Source organism: Bradyrhizobium sp. ORS 111 (assembly GCF_045571485.1).
Lineage (GTDB): Bacteria > Pseudomonadota > Alphaproteobacteria > Rhizobiales > Xanthobacteraceae > Bradyrhizobium.
This window is the reverse complement of record NZ_CP120701.1, coordinates 7,814,291-7,833,667: the sequence shown is the minus strand read 5'-3', so window position 1 is coordinate 7,833,667 and position 19,377 is coordinate 7,814,291. Positions and strand designations below refer to the sequence as shown.

Genomic DNA, 19,377 nt, shown 5'->3' with positions numbered 1-19,377 from the left:
TGGACACTGGAGAGGTGCAACGATGTCCGGCGATGAACTCTTTTCGGATCTTCCGCAGCAGACACGAGCACGTGCGAACGATGCGGGCGAGCCGCGGATGCGAGAGCCGGTGCGCGATCAGATCGAACTTCGGGCGGTCGATCTAGAGGCATTGGTGGCTGCCGACCACCCGGTGCGGGTGATCTGGGCCTACGTTGAGAAACTTGATCTGCAGGAGCTTGAAGAGGCGATCAGAGCCCGCACCCACACGCCGGGACAGGCGCCGGCGAGCCCGCGGCTTTTGCTGGCGCTATGGCTTTATGCGACGAGCGAGGGCGTTGGCAGCGCGCGGGCGCTGGCGCGGTTATGTGAGAGCCACGACGTCTATCGGTGGCTGTGCGGCGGGGTCAGCGTCAACTATCACGGCTTGGCCGACTTCCGCACGGCGCATCCGGAGCTTCTGGATCGGCTGTTGAGCGACACTGTCGCCAGCCTGTCGGTGGCCGGGGTCATCGACCTGGATGAGGTGGCACAGGACGGGGTCCGGGTGCGTGCGTCGGCTGGGACCAAATCGTTCCGTCGCCGCAAGAAGCTTCACAAAGAGCTGCGCAAGGCGCAACGGCTGATCCGCCAGTTGAAGGAAGAAGCCACTGACGATCCGCAAGCCAGCAACCGGCGGATCGTTGCGGCCGAGGAACGGGCCGCACGTGAACGCGAGGCGCGTGTGGCCTCGGCGCTGAAGAAGCTGGCCGAGATCGAGGCCGAGCGCGAACGGCGCAGCACGACCAACAAGAAGCAGGTCGAGAAGCAGAAGGAACCGCGCGCCTCCACCACTGATCCCGATGCTCGCGTCATGAAGATGGCCGATGGTGGCTTCCGTCCCGCCTACAATTGCCAGCTCTCCACTGCCGCCGGTGGTCAGATCGTGCTCGTCACCGACGTCACAACGGTCGGTTCCGACCGCGGCCTGGCCCGGCCGATGCTGGACAAGATCAACCGCCGCTATGGCCGATGGCCGAAGCGCCATCTGGTCGATGGCGGCTTCAACAAGAATGACGATACCGAGTGGGCGGCTGGCCGCGGGATCAAAATCTACGGGCCACCTTCACGCAGCAAGCATCGGCGCGATCCCTATCAGCCGAGCGACAGGGATGGACCGGGTGTCGCCGCCTGGCGCGCCCGCATGAGAAGCCCGCACGGCAAGTCAGTCTACAGGCGTCGCGTCCAGGCAGAGTGCATCAACGCCCGCTTCCGCAACTGGGGCCTGCAGCGGTTTATGGTCCGCGGCCTCGAAAAGGTCCAAACGGTGCTGCGCTGGTTCGCCCTCACCAACAACATCCTGGCCGGACACCGCCTGCTGCAGGCCGCCGCCTGAACCAAACAATCACCGCTAGCCTCTGCCCGCCGCAGTCCCTCTCCGCTAAAGCTGCCAACCTTCAATTAGATTCACAGCCTCTCAGGATGACGGGTCTAGAGCTCGGGAGCTACTCGATGTCGATCGAGATACCCGAAAGCTTCCAGGCGCCATCGGAGGGGATGAAGCCGAGCTGATATTTGACCTGCTTGGGCGTGGTATCGAAATGGCCCTTCAGTTGCAGCACGCCCTTGTCGTCGACCTTGGCGTCCTGGTCCAGGACGATCGGCTTGGCGACGATCGCATCGAACACCGCGTGCTTGTCGATGAGATCCTTGAAGACGGTCCTCAGCTTGTCCGGCGGAAATTGGTCGCGGAACGGCTTCGAAATCTTGGCATGGAACACGGTGAAATTATCGGCGGCCACCGCGTCGTTGAGCGAGACCAGGATGCTTTTGATCAACACTTCCTGGACGAACGGGCTCGGCATATCGAGCGCCGATGCCGGCTGCGTGGCGCAGGTCAGGAGCAGGCCGGCAGCGGCTGCGATCGACTGGAAGCGTAGCCAGCGAGGGATCATCGGGCGGCCCCCTTTAATCGGCCGGCGATGCGATCCGCAAGATTGCCTGCTCGGATATGGCGCAGGTCCATCGCCGGGAGTATGCATCCTCATTAGAGGAAAACCGCCGCGGCGTCGCGAGGCAAGCGCGAGCTAGCGCCGGTTTTCCCCGGGGGCGTTCGCGTGGATCGCCAGGGCGTGCACGGAGGCCGAAAGTTCCTGCGCCAGCGCCGCATTTATCATGCGATGGCGCTCGACCCGGCTCTTCCCTTCGAAGGTCGGCGATACAATATACACCCTGAAATGCGTCTCGCCGCCTGACCGATGGCCGGCATGGCCTTCATGCAGATGTGATTCATCGACGACGTCGAGGCTTTCCGGCAAGAAAGCTTCACGCAACTTGCTTATGATAGTGTCTTTCGTGCTCATGGCGGCGAATTAGGTTCGCGACGGCCTTTCGTCAATGGTGCAGCGGGAAACGAGGTCTGTGCAATGTCAAGACTTGAAGAATTGTGCATTGCGTAGTCAAAGACAACATGCCGATCGATTCATCAAAATTCTTCGACTCCATTCGCATCAAGCCGACCAAGGTGAGTGCGAAGCGCCAGGCGCAGGCCGGCCAAGAGGCGGTCGCCTGCGAGTGGGCGGGTTGCCAGAACAAGGGCGCGCACCGTGCCCCGAAGGGTCGTGAGAACTCACGCGAATATTGGCACTTCTGTCTCGATCACGTTCGCGAATACAATCAGTCCTACAATTTCTTCCAGGGCATGAATCCGGAGGACGTCGCGCGCTACCAGAAGGACGCGCTGACCGGCCATCGCCCGACCTGGAAGATGGGCGCCAACAGCGGCGGCAAGAAGGGCGAAGGCGATTTCGACGCCGCGTCCGATCCGTTCCACATGTTCTCCGAGCTCAACGGCCGCGGCCGTTGGCGGCCCGGTCCGGGCGCCCAGGCCAAGCCCGAAACACGCAAGATCATGAACGCCGAGCGCAAGGCGCTCCAGGTGATGGGGCTCGGCGCCGAGGCGACGCTCGAGGACGTCAAGGCGAAGTACAAGTCGCTGGTGAAGCAGCACCATCCCGACGCCAATGGCGGCGACCGCTCCACCGAGGATCGCCTGATCGAGATCATCAAGGCGTACAACTATCTGAAGACCGTGGTGCGCGAGGCCTGAAGTCTCTCGCCTTCGTCGCCCCTGCGAAAGCAGGGGCCCATAACCACCGGCGCTCATTGTTCACACGAGATGTTGGTCTGATTGCCCCGTTGACGGGCCGCGGCGTATGGGTCCCTGCTTTCGCACTAGGGCATCTACATGTCTTCCGGAGTCTTCTCAACGACTTAGCTTAGCAACGCAGAGAAACGCCGCACTTTTGCTAAGCTCTGCTCGCGAAATGGCGTCATCGAGTGGCAAGCAAGTCCTTGATCGAGAGTCACTTTTCGGTCCGGAAAAGATGTGTAGATGCCCTAGTGCTTTCGCAGGGACGACGGCGGAGTGGATGCCTCCGCCGTCGCATTCGGCAGCCTATTTGCCAGAGCCCTTCGGCATCGCCCCGACATAGGACGAACTCGGCCGGATCAGCCGGCCGGTGCGCCGCTGCTCCAATGCATGCGCGGTCCAGCCGGCGGCGCGGGCCACGGCGAAGATCGGCGTGAACGCCTGACGCGGGATGTCCAGCGCATCGAGCAGGATCGCGGTGAAGAACTCGACATTGGTCTCGAGCGGCCGCTCCGGCTTCTTCTTGCGCAACGCTGAGCGGATATAGGCCTCGACCTCCCCGGCGAACGGCAGGTCGGCACCGTCGGCCGCCAGCCGCTCGATCGCAGCCTTCAGCACGTCGGCGCGCGGATCGCGCACGCGATACACCCGGTGGCCGAATCCCGGCAACCGCTCGCCGCGCGCCAGCGCGTCGTCGACCCACGGCTTGATCCGCTCGCGCGTGCCGATTGCATCCAGCATCTCCAGCACCGGCTCCGGCGCGCTGCCATGCAGCGGGCCGGTCAGCGCGCAATAGCCGCCGGTGATCGCCGCGAACAGATCGGCCTGCGTCGAGGCGATGACTCGCGTGGCGAAGGTCGACGCGTTCATGCCGTGATCGCAGACGGTCACGAGATAGGCATCGAGCGCGGCAACTTCGCGCGGCGCGGCCTTGCGGCCGAGCAGCATCCGCAGCGTGTCGGCGGCGTGACCGGCGTTCGGATCCGGCGCGATCGGATCGCGGCCCTTGGCGCGCTGCACCAGGGCGCCCGCGATCACGGGGAAGGCGCCGACGATGGTCGCCTCGTGCTCCAGCCCGTCCTCGCTGCGCAAACCGGCAATCGCGGCGCGGAAGCCATCAATGATGGACATGCCGCGCGTCGCCGGCAACAGGTCCGGCAGCCGGGCGAAGGCGCGCTCGCGGGCGGCGCCGAGACTGGCGCGGACATTGGCCTCGCTGAGCGACTTGCCGGTGGCGCCGTTCCACAGTCGCGCAGTGACACCCTCGAAGCTCGACTTGCCTGCGAGGTTGGCGAGGTGCTCGCCGGCGATGATCAATTCGCCGCGCTCGCCATCGACATGGCTCAACACGGTCTCGGCGGCGGGGACGCCGTCCAGACCGATCCGGCTCTTGGTGAGAATCATGTTCATGCCCGATCTCCTTGCTTCACCCCGCAAAGGTCGGACCTCTCGACGTATTGATCAATCTTGATTATATCAATCAATATGAAAAAATCCGCTGAGCTCTACCTCTCCGCCCGGGAAGCCGCCGCCGAGCTCGCGATCTCGCCGGCCACGCTCTACGCCTATGTCAGCCGCGGGCTGATCCGCTCCGAGCCTTCGCCGGATTCGCGCAGCCACCGCTACCGCGCCGAGGACATCAGGGATTTGAAGCAACGCCGCGCGCCATCGCCCGAGCCGCGCGGCTTGCGCAGTTTCGACGTGGATCTGCCCGTGATGGATTCGGCGGTCGCAACCATCACCGAGCAGGGCCCGATCTATCGCGGCGTCAACTGCGTCGAGCTCGCCGAGCGCGATACGCTGGAGCACACCGCGACATTGTTATGGGATGTCGCGGACGTCGATCCGTTCACATCGGACAACTGCCCGCACGTCTCGGACGAAATGCGAATGATTGCGGAAGCCACGCGCCGCGCGGCGCCGATCGACCGGACCGTCGCGGTGCTGGCGCTGGCGGCAAGCGCCGATCCCGGTGCCTTCACCCGCGCGCCGGACGGACGTGCGATGGTGGGGGGCCGGATCTTGCGGCTCGTGGTCGCAACCATGCTCAATGCACGAACGTCGGCGGAGCCGCTACATCAGCAGGTGGCTCGGGTCTGGGCGCCCGACAACAAGCACGCGCCCGATCTGATTCGCCGCGCGCTGGTGCTGCTCGCCGACCACGAGCTGAATGCCTCGACCTTCACCGCGCGCTGTGCGGCCTCGACCGGACTCAATCTCTATGACGCCGTCATTGCGGGACTCGTAGCGCTGAAGGGCCCGAAACATGGCGGCGCCGGCGTGCTGGCCTCGCATCTGGTCAAGACCATGATCGACAACGACGTTGCGCCGGTGATCCGCGAGCGCGTCGCGCTCGGCGAACGCTTCGCCGGCTTCGGCCACGGCGTCTACAAGAAGGGCGATCCGCGTGCGATCTCGCTGCTCGAGGCGCTGACCCGCGCCGGCGCGCCGCGCAAGTTCACCAAGGAAGTGCCGGAGCGGATCGCGGAGGCGACCGGCGAGTTCGTGAACATCGATTATGCGCTGGCCGTGCTGGTGCACGCCTTACGGATGCCCACGGGGAGTGAGCTTGCGCTGTTTGCGATGGCCCGCAGCGTCGGCTGGATCGCCCATGCCAGCGAACAATTGCAACACGGCAAGCTGATCCGGCCTCGCGCGCGCTATGTCGGCCCGGCCCCCGGGCGGGGCGCCACGACCAACAGCCTTTGAGATGCTTATTTGGATCGGGCCGGTTCGATCACGCCGCCGCCGTGCCGGCGGCGGATGGTCCAGACCGCCAGCGTGATGATCAAGGCGCAGCCGACGACCGCAAATATCCAGAGGTGCTTGCCGACATGGCCGTGATGCGGCAGGCCGGCATAGTCGTGCAGCGCGGTGATGGCGAGCACGCCGGGCAGCACATGCGCCGGCGCCCAGAGCAGGATTGCGGGAATGTTGACGGCGTAGAAGCGCGCCGGCGGCATGTCGAGTGCCCCTGCCGTGATCGGAACGAAGGCGCGGATCGGCGGCACGAAGCGGGCAAAGAACACCGCGAGCACGCCCCAGCGGTTGAAGAAGGCCTCGCTCTGCGCGATCACGCGCGGGTAGTTGCTGAGCGGCCAGGTCGAGAGGATCTCGCGCTGGCTGCGGTGGCCGATCAGAAAGGCGCTGCCATCGCCGAGCGCCGCGCCCGCCACGGCGGCGGCCAGCACCGGCCACAACTTCAGTTCGCCGCCGGGCACCAGCGCGCTGAGCGCGAGGATGATGGTCGAGCCCGGCACCAGCGAGCCGGCCACCGGAACGGCCTCCAGCAGGGCGGCCAGAAACAGCGTCAGATAGGCAAGCCATGCGTTGGCCGAAACGAAGCTGATCAAGGGGTCAAGGAAAGAGGTCACAAATATCCTGCGGCCGTGGAACCGGGGTTGCAGACCTAACAACTCCGTGCCGTTGGGAAAAGTGCCCAGGCGCCGTGGTGATGCGGCGAAAGTACGGCGTGATTCGCAGGGCAGCCTTCCAAAAATCGACCTCCGCCCTTATCTTCATGATAGCACAACGGAACTTTGATTAGCCCCTGGGCTTCTTCCAGCCGCTGCTCTCTGCTAGGCTTGTGCGAAGCACCCAATCCGCAGCCAAATGCTTAAATCTGGTTTCGGGACTGCCCGGGACCTCGGAGGATGAATGACGACCGCCGTCCAGACCAAAACGCAGGAACCCGTCGGCTTGCCCGACATGAAGGTGTCGGTCCGGCAGGTCTTCGGAATCGATAGCGACCTGGAAGTTCCCGCTTATTCCGAAGTCGATCCGCACGTGCCGGAATCGGATCCGGACTATCGCTTCGATCGTGCCACCACGCTCGCGATCCTCGCCGGTTTCGCCAAGAACCGCCGCGTGATGGTCACCGGCTATCACGGCACCGGCAAGTCGACCCATATCGAGCAAGTTGCCGCCCGCCTCAACTGGCCGTGCGTGCGCGTCAACCTGGACAGTCACATCAGCCGTATCGATCTCGTCGGCAAGGACGCGATCGTGGTCAAGGAGGGCAAGCAGGTCACCGAGTTCCGTGACGGCATCCTGCCCTGGGCGCTGCAGCACAATATCGCGCTGGTGTTCGACGAGTACGACGCCGGCCGCCCGGACGTGATGTTCGTGATCCAGCGCGTGTTGGAAGTCTCCGGCCGGCTGACCCTGCTCGACCAGAACAAGGTCATCAAGCCGCATCCGTCGTTCCGCTTGTTCGCCACCGCCAACACGGTCGGCCTCGGCGACACGTCGGGCCTCTATCACGGCACCCAGCAGATCAACCAGGGCCAGATGGACCGCTGGTCGATCGTCACCACGCTGAACTACCTCGCCCATGACGAGGAAGTGGAAATCGTGCTGGCGAAGGCGCGCCACTACCGCACGCAGGAAGGCCGCGACATCGTCAACAAGATGGTGCGGCTTGCGGACCTTACCCGCAACGCGTTCGCCAACGGCGACCTCTCGACGGTGATGAGCCCGCGCACGGTGATAACCTGGGCCGAGAATGCCGACATCTTCAACGACATCGGCTTCGCGTTCCGCGTCACCTTCCTCAACAAGTGTGACGAGCTGGAGCGGCCGCTGGTCGCCGAGTTCTACCAGCGCTGCTTCAACGTCGAGCTGCCGGAATCCTCGGTCAACGTGGCGCTTAGCTGATCCATGCTAACAGTCTCCGTCGAGCGCACCCTGATCCAGACCAAGAAGGCGGTGCTCGACGGATTGGCGCGTTACAACAATGAGAAGATGGGGAAGCAGAAATACAAGCGCTTCGCCATCTCGCTCCGCGACGGCAACGAGATCGTCGGTGGCATTGTCGGAGAGCTTTGGACTGCGGTGCTGTTCATCCAGTACTTCTGGATGGAGCAGAAGTTTCGCAACAGAGGCTTCGGTGCGAAGCTGATCGCGGCGATCGAGGACGAGGCGCGGCGCTTCGGAGCCACCCGGGCCTATGTCGACACGATGAGCTTCCAGGCGCCCGGTTTCTACCGTGCCAACGGCTATCAAGAGTTCGGTTCGATTGAGGGGTATCCCGGCGGCGTGACGCGCCATTGGTTTACGAAATCGCTATGACAACCTCCAACATCAAATTCCGCCCCGGTTCGAAGGAAGCGCCGACCGAGCCCTTCAAGCGCTCGGTTACCGCGTGCCTGCGCGCCATCGCCAAGAAGCCCGAGCTCGAGGTCAGCTTCGCTGCCGAACGCCCCGGACTTGCGCCCGGCAAGGCGCGGCTGCCGGAGCCGGCGCGCAAGATGACCAAGCGCGATGCCGCGGTCGTGCGCGGACATGCCGATTCGATCGCGCTGAAGATCGCCTGTCACGATCCCAAGGTGCATCGCAAGTTGATGCCCGGCAATCCGCAGGCACGCGGGGTGTTCGAGGCGGTCGAGCAGGCGCGTGTCGAGGCGATCGGCTCGCGGCGGATGTCCGGTGTGGCCAAGAACCTCACTGCGATGCTCGACGATCACTTCCATCGCGGCAAGTATGACGAGATCACCGATCGCGCCGATGCGCCGCTGTCGGATGCGCTGGCGATGCTGGTGCGCGAGCGTCTCACCGGCCTCGCCCCGCCCGCGGCCGCCAAGAAGATGGTCGATCTCTGGCGCCCGGTGCTGGAAGACAAGATCGGCACGCGGCTCGACAAGCTGAGCCGCTTCACCGAGGACCAGGCGAGGTTCGGCGACCTCGTGCATGATCTGTTGTCGGCGCTCGATCTCGGCGACGAGCGCGACATGGATACCGACGAGGACGATCAGGACGAGAGCCCGGACGGCGACAACGATCAGTCCGGCGCCGAGGGCTCGCCCGATTCCGACGCCGCGCAGGAAATGAGCGCCGATCAAGCGCAGGCCACCGCCGAAGAGATGAGCGAAAGCGCGATGGAGAGCGCGCAAGCCTCCACCAGCGACACGTTCGACGACGGCGAGCTCGGCGACGACGAGACGCCCGGTGAGGCGACGCGGCCCAACTCGCGCGGACAGAATGAGCCGCGCGGTCCGGAGTATCATGCCTTCGCGCCGAAATTCGACGAGGTGATCGCGGCCGAGGATCTCTGCGATCACGACGAGCTCGAGCGGCTGCGCTCCTATCTCGACAAGCAGCTCGCGCATCTGCAGGGCATCGTGGCGCGGCTCGCCAACCGCCTGCAGCGCCGCCTGATGGCGCAGCAGAACCGCGCCTGGGAGTTCGATCTGGAGGAGGGCATCCTCGATCCGGCGCGGCTGTCGCGCGTCGTCACCGATCCCTATCACCCGCTGTCCTTCATGCATGAGAAGGAGGCGACGTTCCGCGACACCGTGGTGACGCTGCTGCTGGACAACTCCGGCTCGATGCGCGGCCGTCCGATCACGGTCGCCGCGACCTGCGCCGACATCCTGGCGCGGACGCTGGAACGCTGCGGCGTCAAGGTCGAGATCCTCGGCTTCACCACCCGCGCCTGGAAGGGTGGGCAGTCGCGCGAGGCGTGGCTGGCCGCGGGCAAGCCGGCCAATCCCGGCCGCCTCAACGACCTGCGCCACATCATCTACAAGTCGGCCGACGCGCCGTGGCGGCGCGCGCGCAAGAATCTCGGCCTGATGATGCGCGAGGGCCTGCTCAAGGAGAACATCGACGGCGAGGCACTCGACTGGGCGCACAAGCGCCTGCTCGCGCGTCCCGAGCAGCGCCGCATCCTGATGATGATCTCCGACGGCGCGCCGGTCGACGATTCCACGCTGTCGGTCAATCCCGGCAACTATCTCGAGCGGCACCTGCGCCACATCATCGAAGAGATCGAGACGCGCTCGCCGGTCGAGCTGATCGCGATCGGCATCGGCCATGATGTCACGCGCTATTACCGCCGCGCCGTCACCATCGTGGACGCCGAAGAACTCGGCGGCGCCATCACCGAAAAACTCGCCGAGCTGTTCAGCGAGACCCACGGCGCCGCGCCTGTACAGGGCACCCGACGCAGGCTCCACTCGTGAGACATGCGCCCACCTGTTAACCGCCGCCGCTTCCTGCAGGATGTGGCGGCGGCGCTGTCGGCCGCCGCGCTCCCGAGCCTTGCGCAGGCGCAGAGCGCGCCGCTGACGCCGCCGAAGCGGGCCGCCAAACCCAGCCCCTATTCCGTCAGTGAACCCGTTTCGATCGAGGTCAAGGCGCGGCCGCTGCCCTCGTTCGATATCCGCGATCGTTCGCGGACGCGGTTCGGCGCGCTGGAATATCGCAGCGGCCTGATCCTGACCTCGCCGTTTCCCGGCTTTGGTGGGCTGTCGAGCCTGCGTCTCGATCCCAAGGGGGAGCGCTTCATCGCGGTCAGCGACAAGGGGAGCTGGTTCACCGGTCGTATCGTCTATCGCGGCCGGGAGATGGTCGGGCTCGATGACGTCGAAGCCGCGCCGCTGCTCGGGCCCGACGGCAGGCCGATCACCTCGCGCAACTGGTACGATTCGGAATCGATCGCGCTCGATGGCTCCGTGGTCTATGTCGGGCTCGAGCGCGTCAATCAGGTGCTGCGCTACGATTTCGCCAAAGGCTTTACCCGTGCCCGCGGCGAGGTGGTGCCGATGCCGCCGGCGGTGCGCAAGCTTCCCCTCAACAAGGGGCTCGAGGCGCTGGTCTTCGTGCCCAAGGGCCTGCCGCTCGCCGGCACGCTGCTCGCGCTGTCCGAACGCGGCCTCGATCCGAGCGGCAATCTGATCGCCTTTCTCGTCGGCGGCAAAACGCCGGGCCAGTTCAGCATCCGGCGTACCGACAGTTTCGACATCAGCGATGCGGTGTTGCTGCCGTCTGGCGACCTGTTGATCCTTGAGCGCAAATTCTCCTGGATCGGGGGCGTCGGCATCCGCATCCGCCGCCTGGCGCTGTCGGAGATCGGACCCGGCGCCGTCGTCGACGGTCCCGCGATCTTCAACGCCGACCTCGGCAACGAGATCGACAACATGGAAGGCATCGACGCCCATGTGACGGCGGAGGGCGAGACCGTGCTGACGATGGTCTCGGACGACAATTTCTCACTGATCCAGCGCAACCTGCTGCTGCAATTCACGCTGCTGGAGTGAGGTGCCCCGCGCTGGCGCATTGCTGGTCTGCGCACGGGCTCGTTTCATCGGGCGGACGGTTGGTGATTTTGCACACGCCCTCTATCTTAAGCCGCACACTCCCTTCCTCAGCTCCGGATAGTCCCGCATGAGCGCCCTGTTCTCCCCGATCGAGTTGCGTGGCCTGACACTTCCAAACCGCATCATGGTGTCGCCGATGTGTCAGTATTCGGCGGTCGATGGCTCGGCCACCGATTGGCATTTCACCCACATCAACATGCTGGCGCTGTCGGGCGCGGCAATGTTCTGCATCGAGGCGACCCATGTCGAGGATATCGGGCGGATCACGCCGGGCTGCCTTGGCCTTTACAGCGACGCCAACGAAGCGGCGTTGAAGCCGATCCTCGCCTCCGTGCGCAAGCATTCGAAGGCGGCGGTTGCCATGCAGCTCGCTCACGCCGGCCGCAAGGCGTCGAGCCGACGCCCCTGGGAGGGTGGGCAATTGATCCCGAGCGCAGAAGGCGGCTGGCAGACGGTGGGACCGTCCGATGTCCCGCACAAGGGCGGCGAGGCGCCGCCGCTGGCGCTGGATGAGGCCGGTCTGAAGCGCATCCGCGATGCCTTCGTCGCGGCGGCCAAGCGCGCCGAACGGCTCGGCATCGACGCGCTCGAGCTGCACGGCGCGCACGGTTATCTCTTGCACCAGTTCCTGTCGCCGATCGCCAACAAGCGCACCGACAAGTATGGCGGCTCGCTGGAAAACCGGATGCGCTTTCCGCTCGAAGTGTTCGACGCGGTGCGCGCCGCATTCCCGGATCACAAACCGATCGGCATCCGCGTCTCGGCAACCGACTGGGTCGAGGGGGCCTGGGACCTTGCGCAGACCGTTGAATTTGCAAAAGAGCTGCACAAGCGCGGCGTCGATTGGATGGATGTCTCGTCCGGCGGTGTCTCGCCGCTGCAGAAGATCCCGCTGGGGCCGGGCTACCAAGTGCCGGCCGCGCAGGCAGTGAAGGAGGCGGCCGGCGTCACCACGATGGCGGTCGGCCTGATCACCGAAGCGAAGCAGGCGGAAGAGATCGTTGCCTCCGGCAAGGCCGACATGGTCGCGCTCGCCCGCGGCATGCTCTACGACCCGCGCTGGGGCTGGCACGCCGCCGCCGAACTCGGCGGCGAGGTCAGCGCGCCACCGCAATACTGGCGCTCGCAACCTTCAACGCAGAAGGCGCTGTTCGGCAAGACCACGTTCGGAGCGAGGTAGAAATTTCAACGCTGAGTAGCCCGGATCAAGCGAAGCGAAATCCAGGACCGCGGTGCAGGCTGCGAGATCCACCCGGATCGCGCTCCGCTCCATCCGGGCTGCTCAACCGATGCAGGGCCCCGCTTGGCATCAAAGCCATGTTGCGGCCGCAACCAAAGGAGGTACTCTTCGATCGCGTGCGCAAGACACGCGGAGAACAACGAGGAGAGGAGCCCTTATGGAACTCGGATACTTCGCGATGCCCTCGCATCCGCCGGAGTGCGGATTGAAGGAGGGCCACGATTGGGACCTGCAGACGCTGCGCTGGCTCGATGAGCTCGGCTATCAGGAGGCCTGGATCGGCGAGCATCATACCGCGCCGTGGGAGCCGCATCCGTCGCCCGACCTGTTGATCGCGCAGGCGCTCTTGCAGACCAAGACCATCCGCATCGGGCCCGGCGGCTTCCTGCTGCCCTATCATCACCCCGCCGAGCTCGCCAACCGCGTCGCGGTGCTCGATCACCTGTCGAACGGACGGCTCAACTTCGGCGTCGCCGCGAGCGGCCTGCCGAGCGACTGGGCGATGTTCAATGTCGACGGCATGTCGGGCCAGAACCGCGACATGACCCGCGAGGCGCTCGAGATCATCCTGAAGATGTGGACCGATCCGGCGCCGTGGACCCACAAGGGCAAGTACTGGACGGTGACCAAGCCGGACACGATGTTCGACTTCCTCAAGCCGCACATCAAGCCGGTGCAGGCGCCGTATCCGCCGATCGGGGTTGCCGGCCTGTCGAAGAACTCAGATACGCTGAAGCTCGCCGGCGAGCGCGGCTTCATCCCGATGAGCCTCAACCTCAACCCGGCCTATGTCGGCAGCCACTGGGAGTCGGTCGAGGCCGGCGCCGCCAAGACCGGCCGCAAGCCGAGCCGCAAGGACTGGCGAATGGTGCGCGAGGTGTTCGTCGCCGACACCGACGAGGAGGCCTGGAAGCTTTCGGTCGGCGACATGATGGGCCGGATGATGAGCGAATACTTCCTGCCGTTGCTCGGTCATTTCGGCTTCAAGGACTATCTGAAGCACGCGCCCGACGTGCCCGACAGCGACGTTACGGTTGAATATTGCGCGCGCCGGAATTGGATCGTCGGCTCGCCGGCGACCGTCACCGAGAAGATCGAGAAGATCTATCAGGAGGTCGGCGGCTTCGGCGTGCTGTCGGTGTTCGGCTTCGACTACAAGCACAAGCCGGAGGCCTGGCGGCGCTCGCTGGAATTGCTCAAGAACGAGGTGATGCCGCGGCTGAAGCATCTCGACGCCTCGCTCGGTCGCGCGGCGTAAGGGGTAAAGCGCGACGAGATTGGGTCGAATCGACTCGCAGCAGCTCCTGTCCACCTCTCCCCGACGGGGAGAGGTCGGATTGCGGTCGGCGATGCGGAGCATCGTCCGGAGCAATCCGGGTGAGGGGCCTTGCGCTCTCGATAGACCGTAACCCCTCACCCGATTTGCTGCGCAAATCGACCTCTCCCAAGGGAGAGGTGACCTTCGACGCTGCTTTCAGGTCAACCTAATCCATCATGCTCTAAGAAGGGTGCGGGGCGGTGTCTGCTGCCCCGCGCTGTATGTTAGTGGTCCAACCACGGCGGCGCGATGCGGGCAGCGCCACGTCACAATGAGATTGGGGCGAATCGACTCGCAGCAGCTTCTGTCCACCTCTCCCCGACGGGGAGAGGTCGGGTTGCGCTCGGCGATGCGGAGCATCGTCCGAAGCAATCCGGGTGAGGGGCCTTGCGCCCTCGATAGACCGTAACCCCTCACCCGATTTGCTGCGCAAATCGACCTCTCCCAAGGGAGAGGTGACCTCCGACGTTGCTTTCAGGTCAACCTAATCCCATCATGCTCTAAGAAAGGTGCGGGGCGGTGCCTGCTGCCCCGCGCTGTGTTGGCGGTCCAGCCACGCCGGCGCGACGCGGGCAGCGCCACGTCACAGCAACTTCACCGTTACCTTCGCCTTGCCCTTGTGATCTCCATAGAACCAGTTGGAGAGCCCCGGCAGTCCGATAACGGCCTCGTTGACATAGAGGAAGATCTCGCCGCTGCGGTCGGCCGTGAACCTTGCCTTATAGACTTGCGGGTCGGTGCTCGGCACAGGCGCGGGGTCCAGAAAATATTCATCGACCCCGGTTTGTCCGACGCGCGCGATCAGTCTGTACCACGGACGGAACAGGATGCGCCGCAGGAAGATCGTCGCGTATCCGCGCCAGCGTTTCGAGGGCTCGCTGGTGGACGTCCGGTATCCGACCGGCGTCACCGACCGTTCGTCGTCCTCCCAGGGATCCGTCATGGTGATCGCGATTTCGTACCTGAAGCCGGTGCGCACCGCGAGCCCGGTCGGCGCGCAGATCGCGCTCGTATCGAAGTCGGCAGCATCTTGCGGGATGCCTTTGTCGACGGCGACAAGCTTGTCGGCCGCCGTCCCCCGGCAGAATGCACCCATCGAGTCCGCCGCGTTGAACAGAAAATGGCTGAGCAGCGTTGCGCCGTACCAGACCAGGGCGGCGGTGAGCACGAACGGAACGACGTGTCGTTTCCCGACGTTGAGGACCCACTGATAGATCGCGCTGGTGCGGAACGCGTAGATCGCGTCGTGCACGATCCCGGAGAGTGCGGCCGGCTTGGCGCGGTCGCGCCAGATGATCCGCATCTTGTCACTGATCGTCGCACTGAGCGCGCTGCCGACCGTCATCAGCACGATGAGGGCGATGATGCCGCCGGCGAACCATTCCGGGTTGCCCGCGTACCAATCGGTCCACCAATGAAGCGAACTGGGAAGGAACGATTCGACGAAGCGCACCAGCTCGGAAACCATCCTGAAATGGGAGTCGAACTCGTGCTCCTTGTGCTGGTTGTGGAACAGCCAGAACGCTGCCAGGTGCAGCGACGCTGCCAGCGTGGCGAAGTACGCAATCCGGCGCATCCAGACGTAGTTCCAGAGCTTCTCCTGGGCCGCATGTCGTGCCGGCGCACTGGCCGGGGTTTCAAACGTTGCGGAGCCCAGCGGCGTGATCTGTCCGCTTCGGGACACGATGACATAATTGGGCGGAAGCCCGATCGGAGCGTAGGCATTGCAGCCGCTGTCGATCCGCTCGAACACGCTTTCGTGGATCTTCGGCATCGGCACGAAGACGCCGACGTGAGGGTCGTCGCAGAGATCAGCGACCTTGCGCGGACCGTATCGGTAGTACGCGCCGAGCCCGGCGCGCGAATCGTACAGGCGGCCGTCCTTGTCCTCTGAAGACCTGATCGATCTGATCGCATCGGGGTCGGCGACGGGCGCGCTCTTGAAGACGAGACCGCGCTTGACGGCTTCGTCGACCAGCCACGCCAGCGGCACGAACGCGACGGCATCGTCGGGGTAGCCGCCGCCGACATTGGCATGCATGCCGACGAACCAGACCTGGACCAGGCGCTCGCCATCGATGGTCGCCGGCACGGGCGGCGGGGGTTGCCCCGGCTCGTGCTCGGTCCAAAGCACCGGGTGGAAGGTCGTGCGTTCGTCGTCGAGGGCCAGCGCGTGCCGCGCGCACTTGACGCGTGGGCTGAGAATCCGGTTCGGCAATTCGAGCGGCCACACCCAGTTGCTGATGCCGCGGGTCATCTCGTCGATGGGAAGGCCGTAAGCCGCGACGGTATCCCAGATGCCGATGAATTCGATCGCCGGAACCGGCTTCCGCGCGATCCGTGCATACGGCTTGTTGCCCTTCAGGCGGTCCAGCACCGGCACGAGGATGTAGTCGCGAATGGCCCGGAACAGCACCTCGATGCGCCACACCGAGTGGTAACCCTTGGCGCGATAGGCGCGGTAGGCTTTCACCGCACCGTCGTGCAACTCGGATTCGGTGTCGGCGACGACTAGGCCTTGATCGAGGATCAGCGCGGCAAGCACGCGCACGGCGAACGCGCCGCGGCTGAATCCGAACAGGTATATCTTCGAATGATCCTGATGGTCGTAGTTGCGGCAGATGAACTTGTACGCGTCCAGGATATTGCGCTTGAGGCCGTAGCCGAAGGCGCCGCCAAGAATGGCAAGCGGAACGAAGGATGAGGTGCCGACGCCGTCATCATATTTGGCGGCCTGGCAATTGCTTTGCAGGTCGAGTGCCTGAAAGACCCGCCACACATTGGTCCGCCAGACGCTGGAGGCGGCATTTCCGGTGCCGTCAGACAGAATGATGATCTTGGGACTAGCCATCGAAATGTGCTCGTTGACAAGAACTGAACCAACAGGTCGCGCGGGACGGCCAAAACCGTCCTGCGCTCCGCGTCGGCCGATCGCAACAATGCACGGTCACGTCGTGCCAAGCCAGAACCGCGTCTCGGTTTCGGCCCATCCTTTGCCGATGCGGCTGCTCAGCCATGTATCGCTGCGCTTCAACCCCTTGTCCTTCTGCCCCTCCGGCGTATTTCGCCAGGCCTGCCAGCGATACTGGCCGTAGATGCTGATGATGCGCGCGGCATAAGTCAGCGCCAGTTGCGAATCGCCTTTGACAATTACGAGATTGTCGTCGTTCTTGGTGCTGGCGCGGTCGCTGAAATTGTGCGAGCCGGTCATCACCACCGGGGTCTTGCCGGCCGGATCAAGCACGATCACCTTGCTGTGCACGGCGATCATGAACTTGCCGGTGTTCTTGATCTCGCGTTGCCACCAGTCCGCGGTCTTGTTGATACCGGCCGGCCGGATCACGTCGGCGATCTGCTTGCCCTTGAAGACCTGCTGTTGACCGTCACTGGTCAAGAGGTGCAGTTGATCCTTCGGGCTGTCCTTGCCCTGTGCCGGAAAATTGTTGAGCACGCCGCGCACATAGAGGTTCTTGTCCTGTGCCTTCTCCAGGATCGGGCCGAGCAAGCCCTTGTTGCCCGGATTGAGCATCAGGCACAGCACGCCGTGCTCGGCGCCCTCGATCATCCGGGTGGCTTCCTTGAGATCACCGCTCTTGGTGGTCGGCGTGAACCAGACGCTGATATCGGACTTGCCGATGGTGAAGGGCCAGTCTCGATCGCCCGCCGTCGCCAATTCCCTCGGAGACTTGCTGCCGTCCGCATAGATCATCTTCCAATGATCGTGATAGGCGGCGGCGATCTCATCGTCGGTAATCTCAAGCCCGTTGTTGTTCTGGGTGCAAAGCCCGGTGCGCGTCCAGTTGGTGCTGCCGGTCCAGACCACCTGCGGCTTCTGCGCGCCGTCGCAGAACACCGCGAACTTGTTGTGGGCGTAGCGGCTCGGCGCAATCTTGCGGCGGACGATGTCGACGCCGGCCTTCTTCAGCACACCGGCGTTCTTCTCGGTGTCCTTTGCCGTGGCGTCGGACTTGCCGGTGCTGTTGCCGAGCACGACATGGGCCCTGCCCTTCAGCGCGGTCAGCGCGGCGATCAGTTCGGGATCGTTGAGCTCGTACAGCGCGAGATAGACGTCGCGCTTCTTTGTCCTGGCGTCGGCCAGCAGCGCGAGCAGGCGGGCGCCGAGCTGCCCTTTGAGGAAGTCGCGAATCTTGTTGCCCTTGGTCGAGATCGCCTTGTCCAGGGTTTGCGCCGGCGTGCGGTCCTGGCCGATCACGCGCGACAGCCATTGCGCCGAGATCGTGCCGCGGTTGAACCACGGCTTCAGCGGACCCGTCGGCATGGCGGAGACATAGTCGCTCCATGTCGACGGCGCGTTGGCCGCGGGCTTCACCTTGCTGTCGCCGTCCTTGAGGACCGGGACCACGCCGTAGCGAACCGGCGCGTCGCTCGGGGCCAGGAAATCGGTCCAGCTTGTCTTCTGCACCGGCCATTCGGTGCTGGGCCGATGCTCCCCGTTCTTGTGGCCTTGCGCCTGGTCCTCGAAGCCGACCCAGGTGTCGACGACGCTCGCGCTCTTGCCCTTCTGCTGGCGATACAGCGCAAAGCCGAGGCAGTTCGGAATCATTGCCGACACCTCCCAGACCACGAAGATGCCGTCGGTGGTTGGAAAAGCCTGAATTCTTGAAATCATGATGATGCCTCCGAATCGCTGTCGAGAAATATCTCGTCAATATGAATTGGACGCGTCGGATTGCCCCGGTCGCCGTGCCGCAGCCTTGAGAAGTATGACAGTTGAACTGCAACCGTGTCTGTCGGCTGGATCACAGATTGCGGTCAGGCGAAGTCGCGCTCATGTGAGCCGACTGCGGCTTTCAAGACCCGGCGAAACGGCCTAGCTTTGCGGCTGCAACCGATGAGGGCACCACGATGCGGGCCCGCGTGCGAAAATTTGCTCATATCCTGGAACGGCTCGGCCTCGCCATGGCGGGGGCGGCGAGCGGCCTGTTCGTGGCGGTCCATGTCGGCTCCAGCGTATCGGTGCTGACCTCGCAGGCGTTCCTGCTCGTCATGATGCTCTGCGGCGCCATCGGCTTCTATCTTGGCATCGACACGCCGCAGCTTGCCTTTGGCGCCGGGAATGGCAAATCGCCGCGCAAGATCGACGCGGCAGAGTTCCTCAGCGCGGTCGGAACTTTCCTTGCGACATTGGTGGCATTCTTCTCGGTCGGGGTGATCGTGTTGCACGGCGAGCCGCATATCGCCTGGACCGCCACGGTCATGGTCGGTTGGGTTCTCGGCGTCGCCATGCAGATCGTCGCCGGCGCGATCACGCGCACGCGCGCGTGACCTTCGCTTGCACGCTATTTGGAACGCCTGGCGTTCTTGATCCGATGTCCATCTTCGCGGCCGAAGCTTGAGCGTTGCTCAAGCGCGCATCAGGACCGCCCGGCGGATGTCTCTCGGTGCGCGTCCCGAACGTTATGCTCGATTATCTCTGCGCGGAACATCCCGGCGTGTCGGAGCATCTCGCCGCGGGTTGGCACGACACCGGCGACATCGTCACGGTTGATGCGCACGGCTTCATCACGATCAGGGGGCCGCGCCAAGCGCTTCGCCAAAATCGCCGATGAGTGGTCTCGCCGTCGGCGACGCCGCCGCGCTCGCCAACCAC

At 64.4% G+C, this 19,377-nt stretch carries 16 protein-coding genes and 1 pseudogene; 11 read left to right on the top strand and 6 right to left on the bottom strand.

Going from position 1 to position 19,377, the window contains the following annotated elements:
- Window positions 1-22: 22 nt before the first annotated feature.
- Window positions 23-1,354, top strand: a complete 1,332-nt coding sequence (locus tag P6U30_RS36180) for an IS1182 family transposase (RefSeq protein ID WP_407167419.1) — start codon at window positions 23-25, stop codon at window positions 1,352-1,354.
- A gap of 109 nt (window positions 1,355-1,463) precedes the next feature.
- Here the strand turns inward: P6U30_RS36180 and P6U30_RS36175 are convergent, their stop codons facing one another.
- Together P6U30_RS36175 and P6U30_RS36170 are read right to left on the bottom strand one after the other, a co-directional pair.
- On the bottom strand, window positions 1,464-1,913 hold the full coding sequence (locus tag P6U30_RS36175; RefSeq protein ID WP_407167418.1) for a hypothetical protein: 450 nt from the start codon (window positions 1,911-1,913) through the stop codon (window positions 1,464-1,466).
- A 132-nt stretch (window positions 1,914-2,045) separates the two neighbouring features.
- Window positions 2,046-2,321: a BolA family protein gene (locus tag P6U30_RS36170; RefSeq protein ID WP_407167417.1), complete on the bottom strand. Its 276-nt coding sequence runs from the start codon at window positions 2,319-2,321 to the stop codon at window positions 2,046-2,048.
- A 107-nt stretch (window positions 2,322-2,428) separates the two neighbouring features.
- Between P6U30_RS36170 and P6U30_RS36165 the strand changes: the two genes are divergently transcribed.
- Window positions 2,429-3,067 carry a J domain-containing protein gene (locus tag P6U30_RS36165; protein ID WP_407167416.1) on the top strand — a complete coding sequence of 213 codons (639 nt, stop codon included), beginning with the start codon at window positions 2,429-2,431 and terminating at the stop codon, window positions 3,065-3,067.
- A gap of 348 nt (window positions 3,068-3,415) precedes the next feature.
- Here P6U30_RS36165 and P6U30_RS36160 read toward each other — a convergent pair whose 3' ends face one another.
- On the bottom strand, window positions 3,416-4,519 hold the full coding sequence (locus tag P6U30_RS36160) for a citrate synthase/methylcitrate synthase (protein WP_407167415.1): 1,104 nt from the start codon (window positions 4,517-4,519) through the stop codon (window positions 3,416-3,418).
- A 75-nt stretch (window positions 4,520-4,594) separates the two neighbouring features.
- Here P6U30_RS36160 and P6U30_RS36155 point away from each other — a divergent pair, with 75 nt between their 5' ends.
- Window positions 4,595-5,818 (top strand): citrate synthase family protein, encoded by a 1,224-nt coding sequence (locus P6U30_RS36155; RefSeq protein ID WP_407167414.1) that lies wholly within the window; start codon window positions 4,595-4,597, stop codon window positions 5,816-5,818.
- Between the two features lie 5 nt (window positions 5,819-5,823).
- On the opposite strand, the gene P6U30_RS36150 is transcribed toward P6U30_RS36155, so the two are convergent.
- The gene (locus P6U30_RS36150) at window positions 5,824-6,483 is read right to left on the bottom strand and encodes a DedA family protein (RefSeq protein ID WP_407167413.1); all 660 of its coding nucleotides are present in this window, start codon (window positions 6,481-6,483) and stop codon (window positions 5,824-5,826) included.
- A gap of 283 nt (window positions 6,484-6,766) precedes the next feature.
- On the opposite strand from P6U30_RS36150, the gene cobS reads away from it, so the two are divergent.
- The 6 genes from cobS to P6U30_RS36120 all read left to right on the top strand — a co-directional run bounded on the left by cobS (window position 6,767) and on the right by P6U30_RS36120 (window position 13,706).
- Window positions 6,767-7,765 carry a cobaltochelatase subunit CobS gene (cobS, locus tag P6U30_RS36145; protein WP_280974423.1) on the top strand — a complete coding sequence of 333 codons (999 nt, stop codon included), beginning with the start codon at window positions 6,767-6,769 and terminating at the stop codon, window positions 7,763-7,765.
- A gap of 3 nt (window positions 7,766-7,768) precedes the next feature.
- The gene (locus P6U30_RS36140) at window positions 7,769-8,179 is read left to right on the top strand and encodes a GNAT family N-acetyltransferase (protein WP_407167412.1); all 411 of its coding nucleotides are present in this window, start codon (window positions 7,769-7,771) and stop codon (window positions 8,177-8,179) included.
- Window positions 8,176-10,071 (top strand): cobaltochelatase subunit CobT, encoded by a 1,896-nt coding sequence (gene cobT, locus P6U30_RS36135; protein WP_407167411.1) that lies wholly within the window; start codon window positions 8,176-8,178, stop codon window positions 10,069-10,071. The genes P6U30_RS36140 and cobT overlap by 4 nt, the downstream gene beginning before the upstream one ends.
- 3 nt (window positions 10,072-10,074) lie before the next feature.
- The gene (locus tag P6U30_RS36130; RefSeq protein ID WP_407167410.1) at window positions 10,075-11,148 is read left to right on the top strand and encodes an esterase-like activity of phytase family protein; all 1,074 of its coding nucleotides are present in this window, start codon (window positions 10,075-10,077) and stop codon (window positions 11,146-11,148) included.
- Window positions 11,149-11,275: 127 nt separating this feature from the next.
- The gene (locus tag P6U30_RS36125) at window positions 11,276-12,388 is read left to right on the top strand and encodes an NADH:flavin oxidoreductase/NADH oxidase (RefSeq protein WP_407167409.1); all 1,113 of its coding nucleotides are present in this window, start codon (window positions 11,276-11,278) and stop codon (window positions 12,386-12,388) included.
- Between the two features lie 217 nt (window positions 12,389-12,605).
- Window positions 12,606-13,706: an LLM class flavin-dependent oxidoreductase gene (locus tag P6U30_RS36120; RefSeq protein ID WP_407167408.1), complete on the top strand. Its 1,101-nt coding sequence runs from the start codon at window positions 12,606-12,608 to the stop codon at window positions 13,704-13,706.
- 643 nt (window positions 13,707-14,349) lie between these two features.
- Here the strand turns inward: P6U30_RS36120 and P6U30_RS36115 are convergent.
- A complete protein-coding gene (locus P6U30_RS36115; protein WP_407167407.1) occupies window positions 14,350-16,617 on the bottom strand; it encodes a DUF2235 domain-containing protein in 2,268 nt (755 codons plus the stop codon).
- A gap of 96 nt (window positions 16,618-16,713) precedes the next feature.
- Window positions 16,714-18,396: a phospholipase D-like domain-containing protein gene (locus P6U30_RS36110; RefSeq protein ID WP_407167406.1), complete on the bottom strand. Its 1,683-nt coding sequence runs from the start codon at window positions 18,394-18,396 to the stop codon at window positions 16,714-16,716.
- A gap of 236 nt (window positions 18,397-18,632) precedes the next feature.
- Here P6U30_RS36110 and P6U30_RS36105 point away from each other — a divergent pair, with 236 nt between their 5' ends.
- Together P6U30_RS36105 and P6U30_RS36100 are read left to right on the top strand one after the other, a co-directional pair.
- Window positions 18,633-19,052: a hypothetical protein gene (locus P6U30_RS36105; protein ID WP_407167405.1), complete on the top strand. Its 420-nt coding sequence runs from the start codon at window positions 18,633-18,635 to the stop codon at window positions 19,050-19,052.
- A gap of 101 nt (window positions 19,053-19,153) precedes the next feature.
- Window positions 19,154-19,337 (top strand): annotated as a pseudogene (locus P6U30_RS36100) (hypothetical protein); the annotation flags it as partial.
- Window positions 19,338-19,377 lie beyond the last annotated feature (40 nt).

Coding starts and splice junctions, on each gene's coding strand:
- P6U30_RS36180 (WP_407167419.1), top strand. CDS start 23: ATGTCCGGCGATGAACTCTTTTCGGATCTTCCGCAGCAGACACGAGCA.
- P6U30_RS36175 (WP_407167418.1), bottom strand. CDS start 1,913: ATGATCCCTCGCTGGCTACGCTTCCAGTCGATCGCAGCCGCTGCCGGC.
- P6U30_RS36170 (WP_407167417.1), bottom strand. CDS start 2,321: ATGAGCACGAAAGACACTATCATAAGCAAGTTGCGTGAAGCTTTCTTG.
- P6U30_RS36165 (WP_407167416.1), top strand. CDS start 2,429: ATGCCGATCGATTCATCAAAATTCTTCGACTCCATTCGCATCAAGCCG.
- P6U30_RS36160 (WP_407167415.1), bottom strand. CDS start 4,519: ATGAACATGATTCTCACCAAGAGCCGGATCGGTCTGGACGGCGTCCCC.
- P6U30_RS36155 (WP_407167414.1), top strand. CDS start 4,595: ATGAAAAAATCCGCTGAGCTCTACCTCTCCGCCCGGGAAGCCGCCGCC.
- cobS (WP_280974423.1), top strand. CDS start 6,767: ATGACGACCGCCGTCCAGACCAAAACGCAGGAACCCGTCGGCTTGCCC.
- P6U30_RS36140 (WP_407167412.1), top strand. CDS start 7,769: ATGCTAACAGTCTCCGTCGAGCGCACCCTGATCCAGACCAAGAAGGCG.
- cobT (WP_407167411.1), top strand. CDS start 8,176: ATGACAACCTCCAACATCAAATTCCGCCCCGGTTCGAAGGAAGCGCCG.
- P6U30_RS36130 (WP_407167410.1), top strand. CDS start 10,075: ATGCGCCCACCTGTTAACCGCCGCCGCTTCCTGCAGGATGTGGCGGCG.
- P6U30_RS36125 (WP_407167409.1), top strand. CDS start 11,276: ATGAGCGCCCTGTTCTCCCCGATCGAGTTGCGTGGCCTGACACTTCCA.
- P6U30_RS36120 (WP_407167408.1), top strand. CDS start 12,606: ATGGAACTCGGATACTTCGCGATGCCCTCGCATCCGCCGGAGTGCGGA.
- P6U30_RS36115 (WP_407167407.1), bottom strand. CDS start 16,617: ATGGCTAGTCCCAAGATCATCATTCTGTCTGACGGCACCGGAAATGCC.
- P6U30_RS36110 (WP_407167406.1), bottom strand. CDS start 18,396: ATGATTTCAAGAATTCAGGCTTTTCCAACCACCGACGGCATCTTCGTG.
- P6U30_RS36105 (WP_407167405.1), top strand. CDS start 18,633: ATGCGGGCCCGCGTGCGAAAATTTGCTCATATCCTGGAACGGCTCGGC.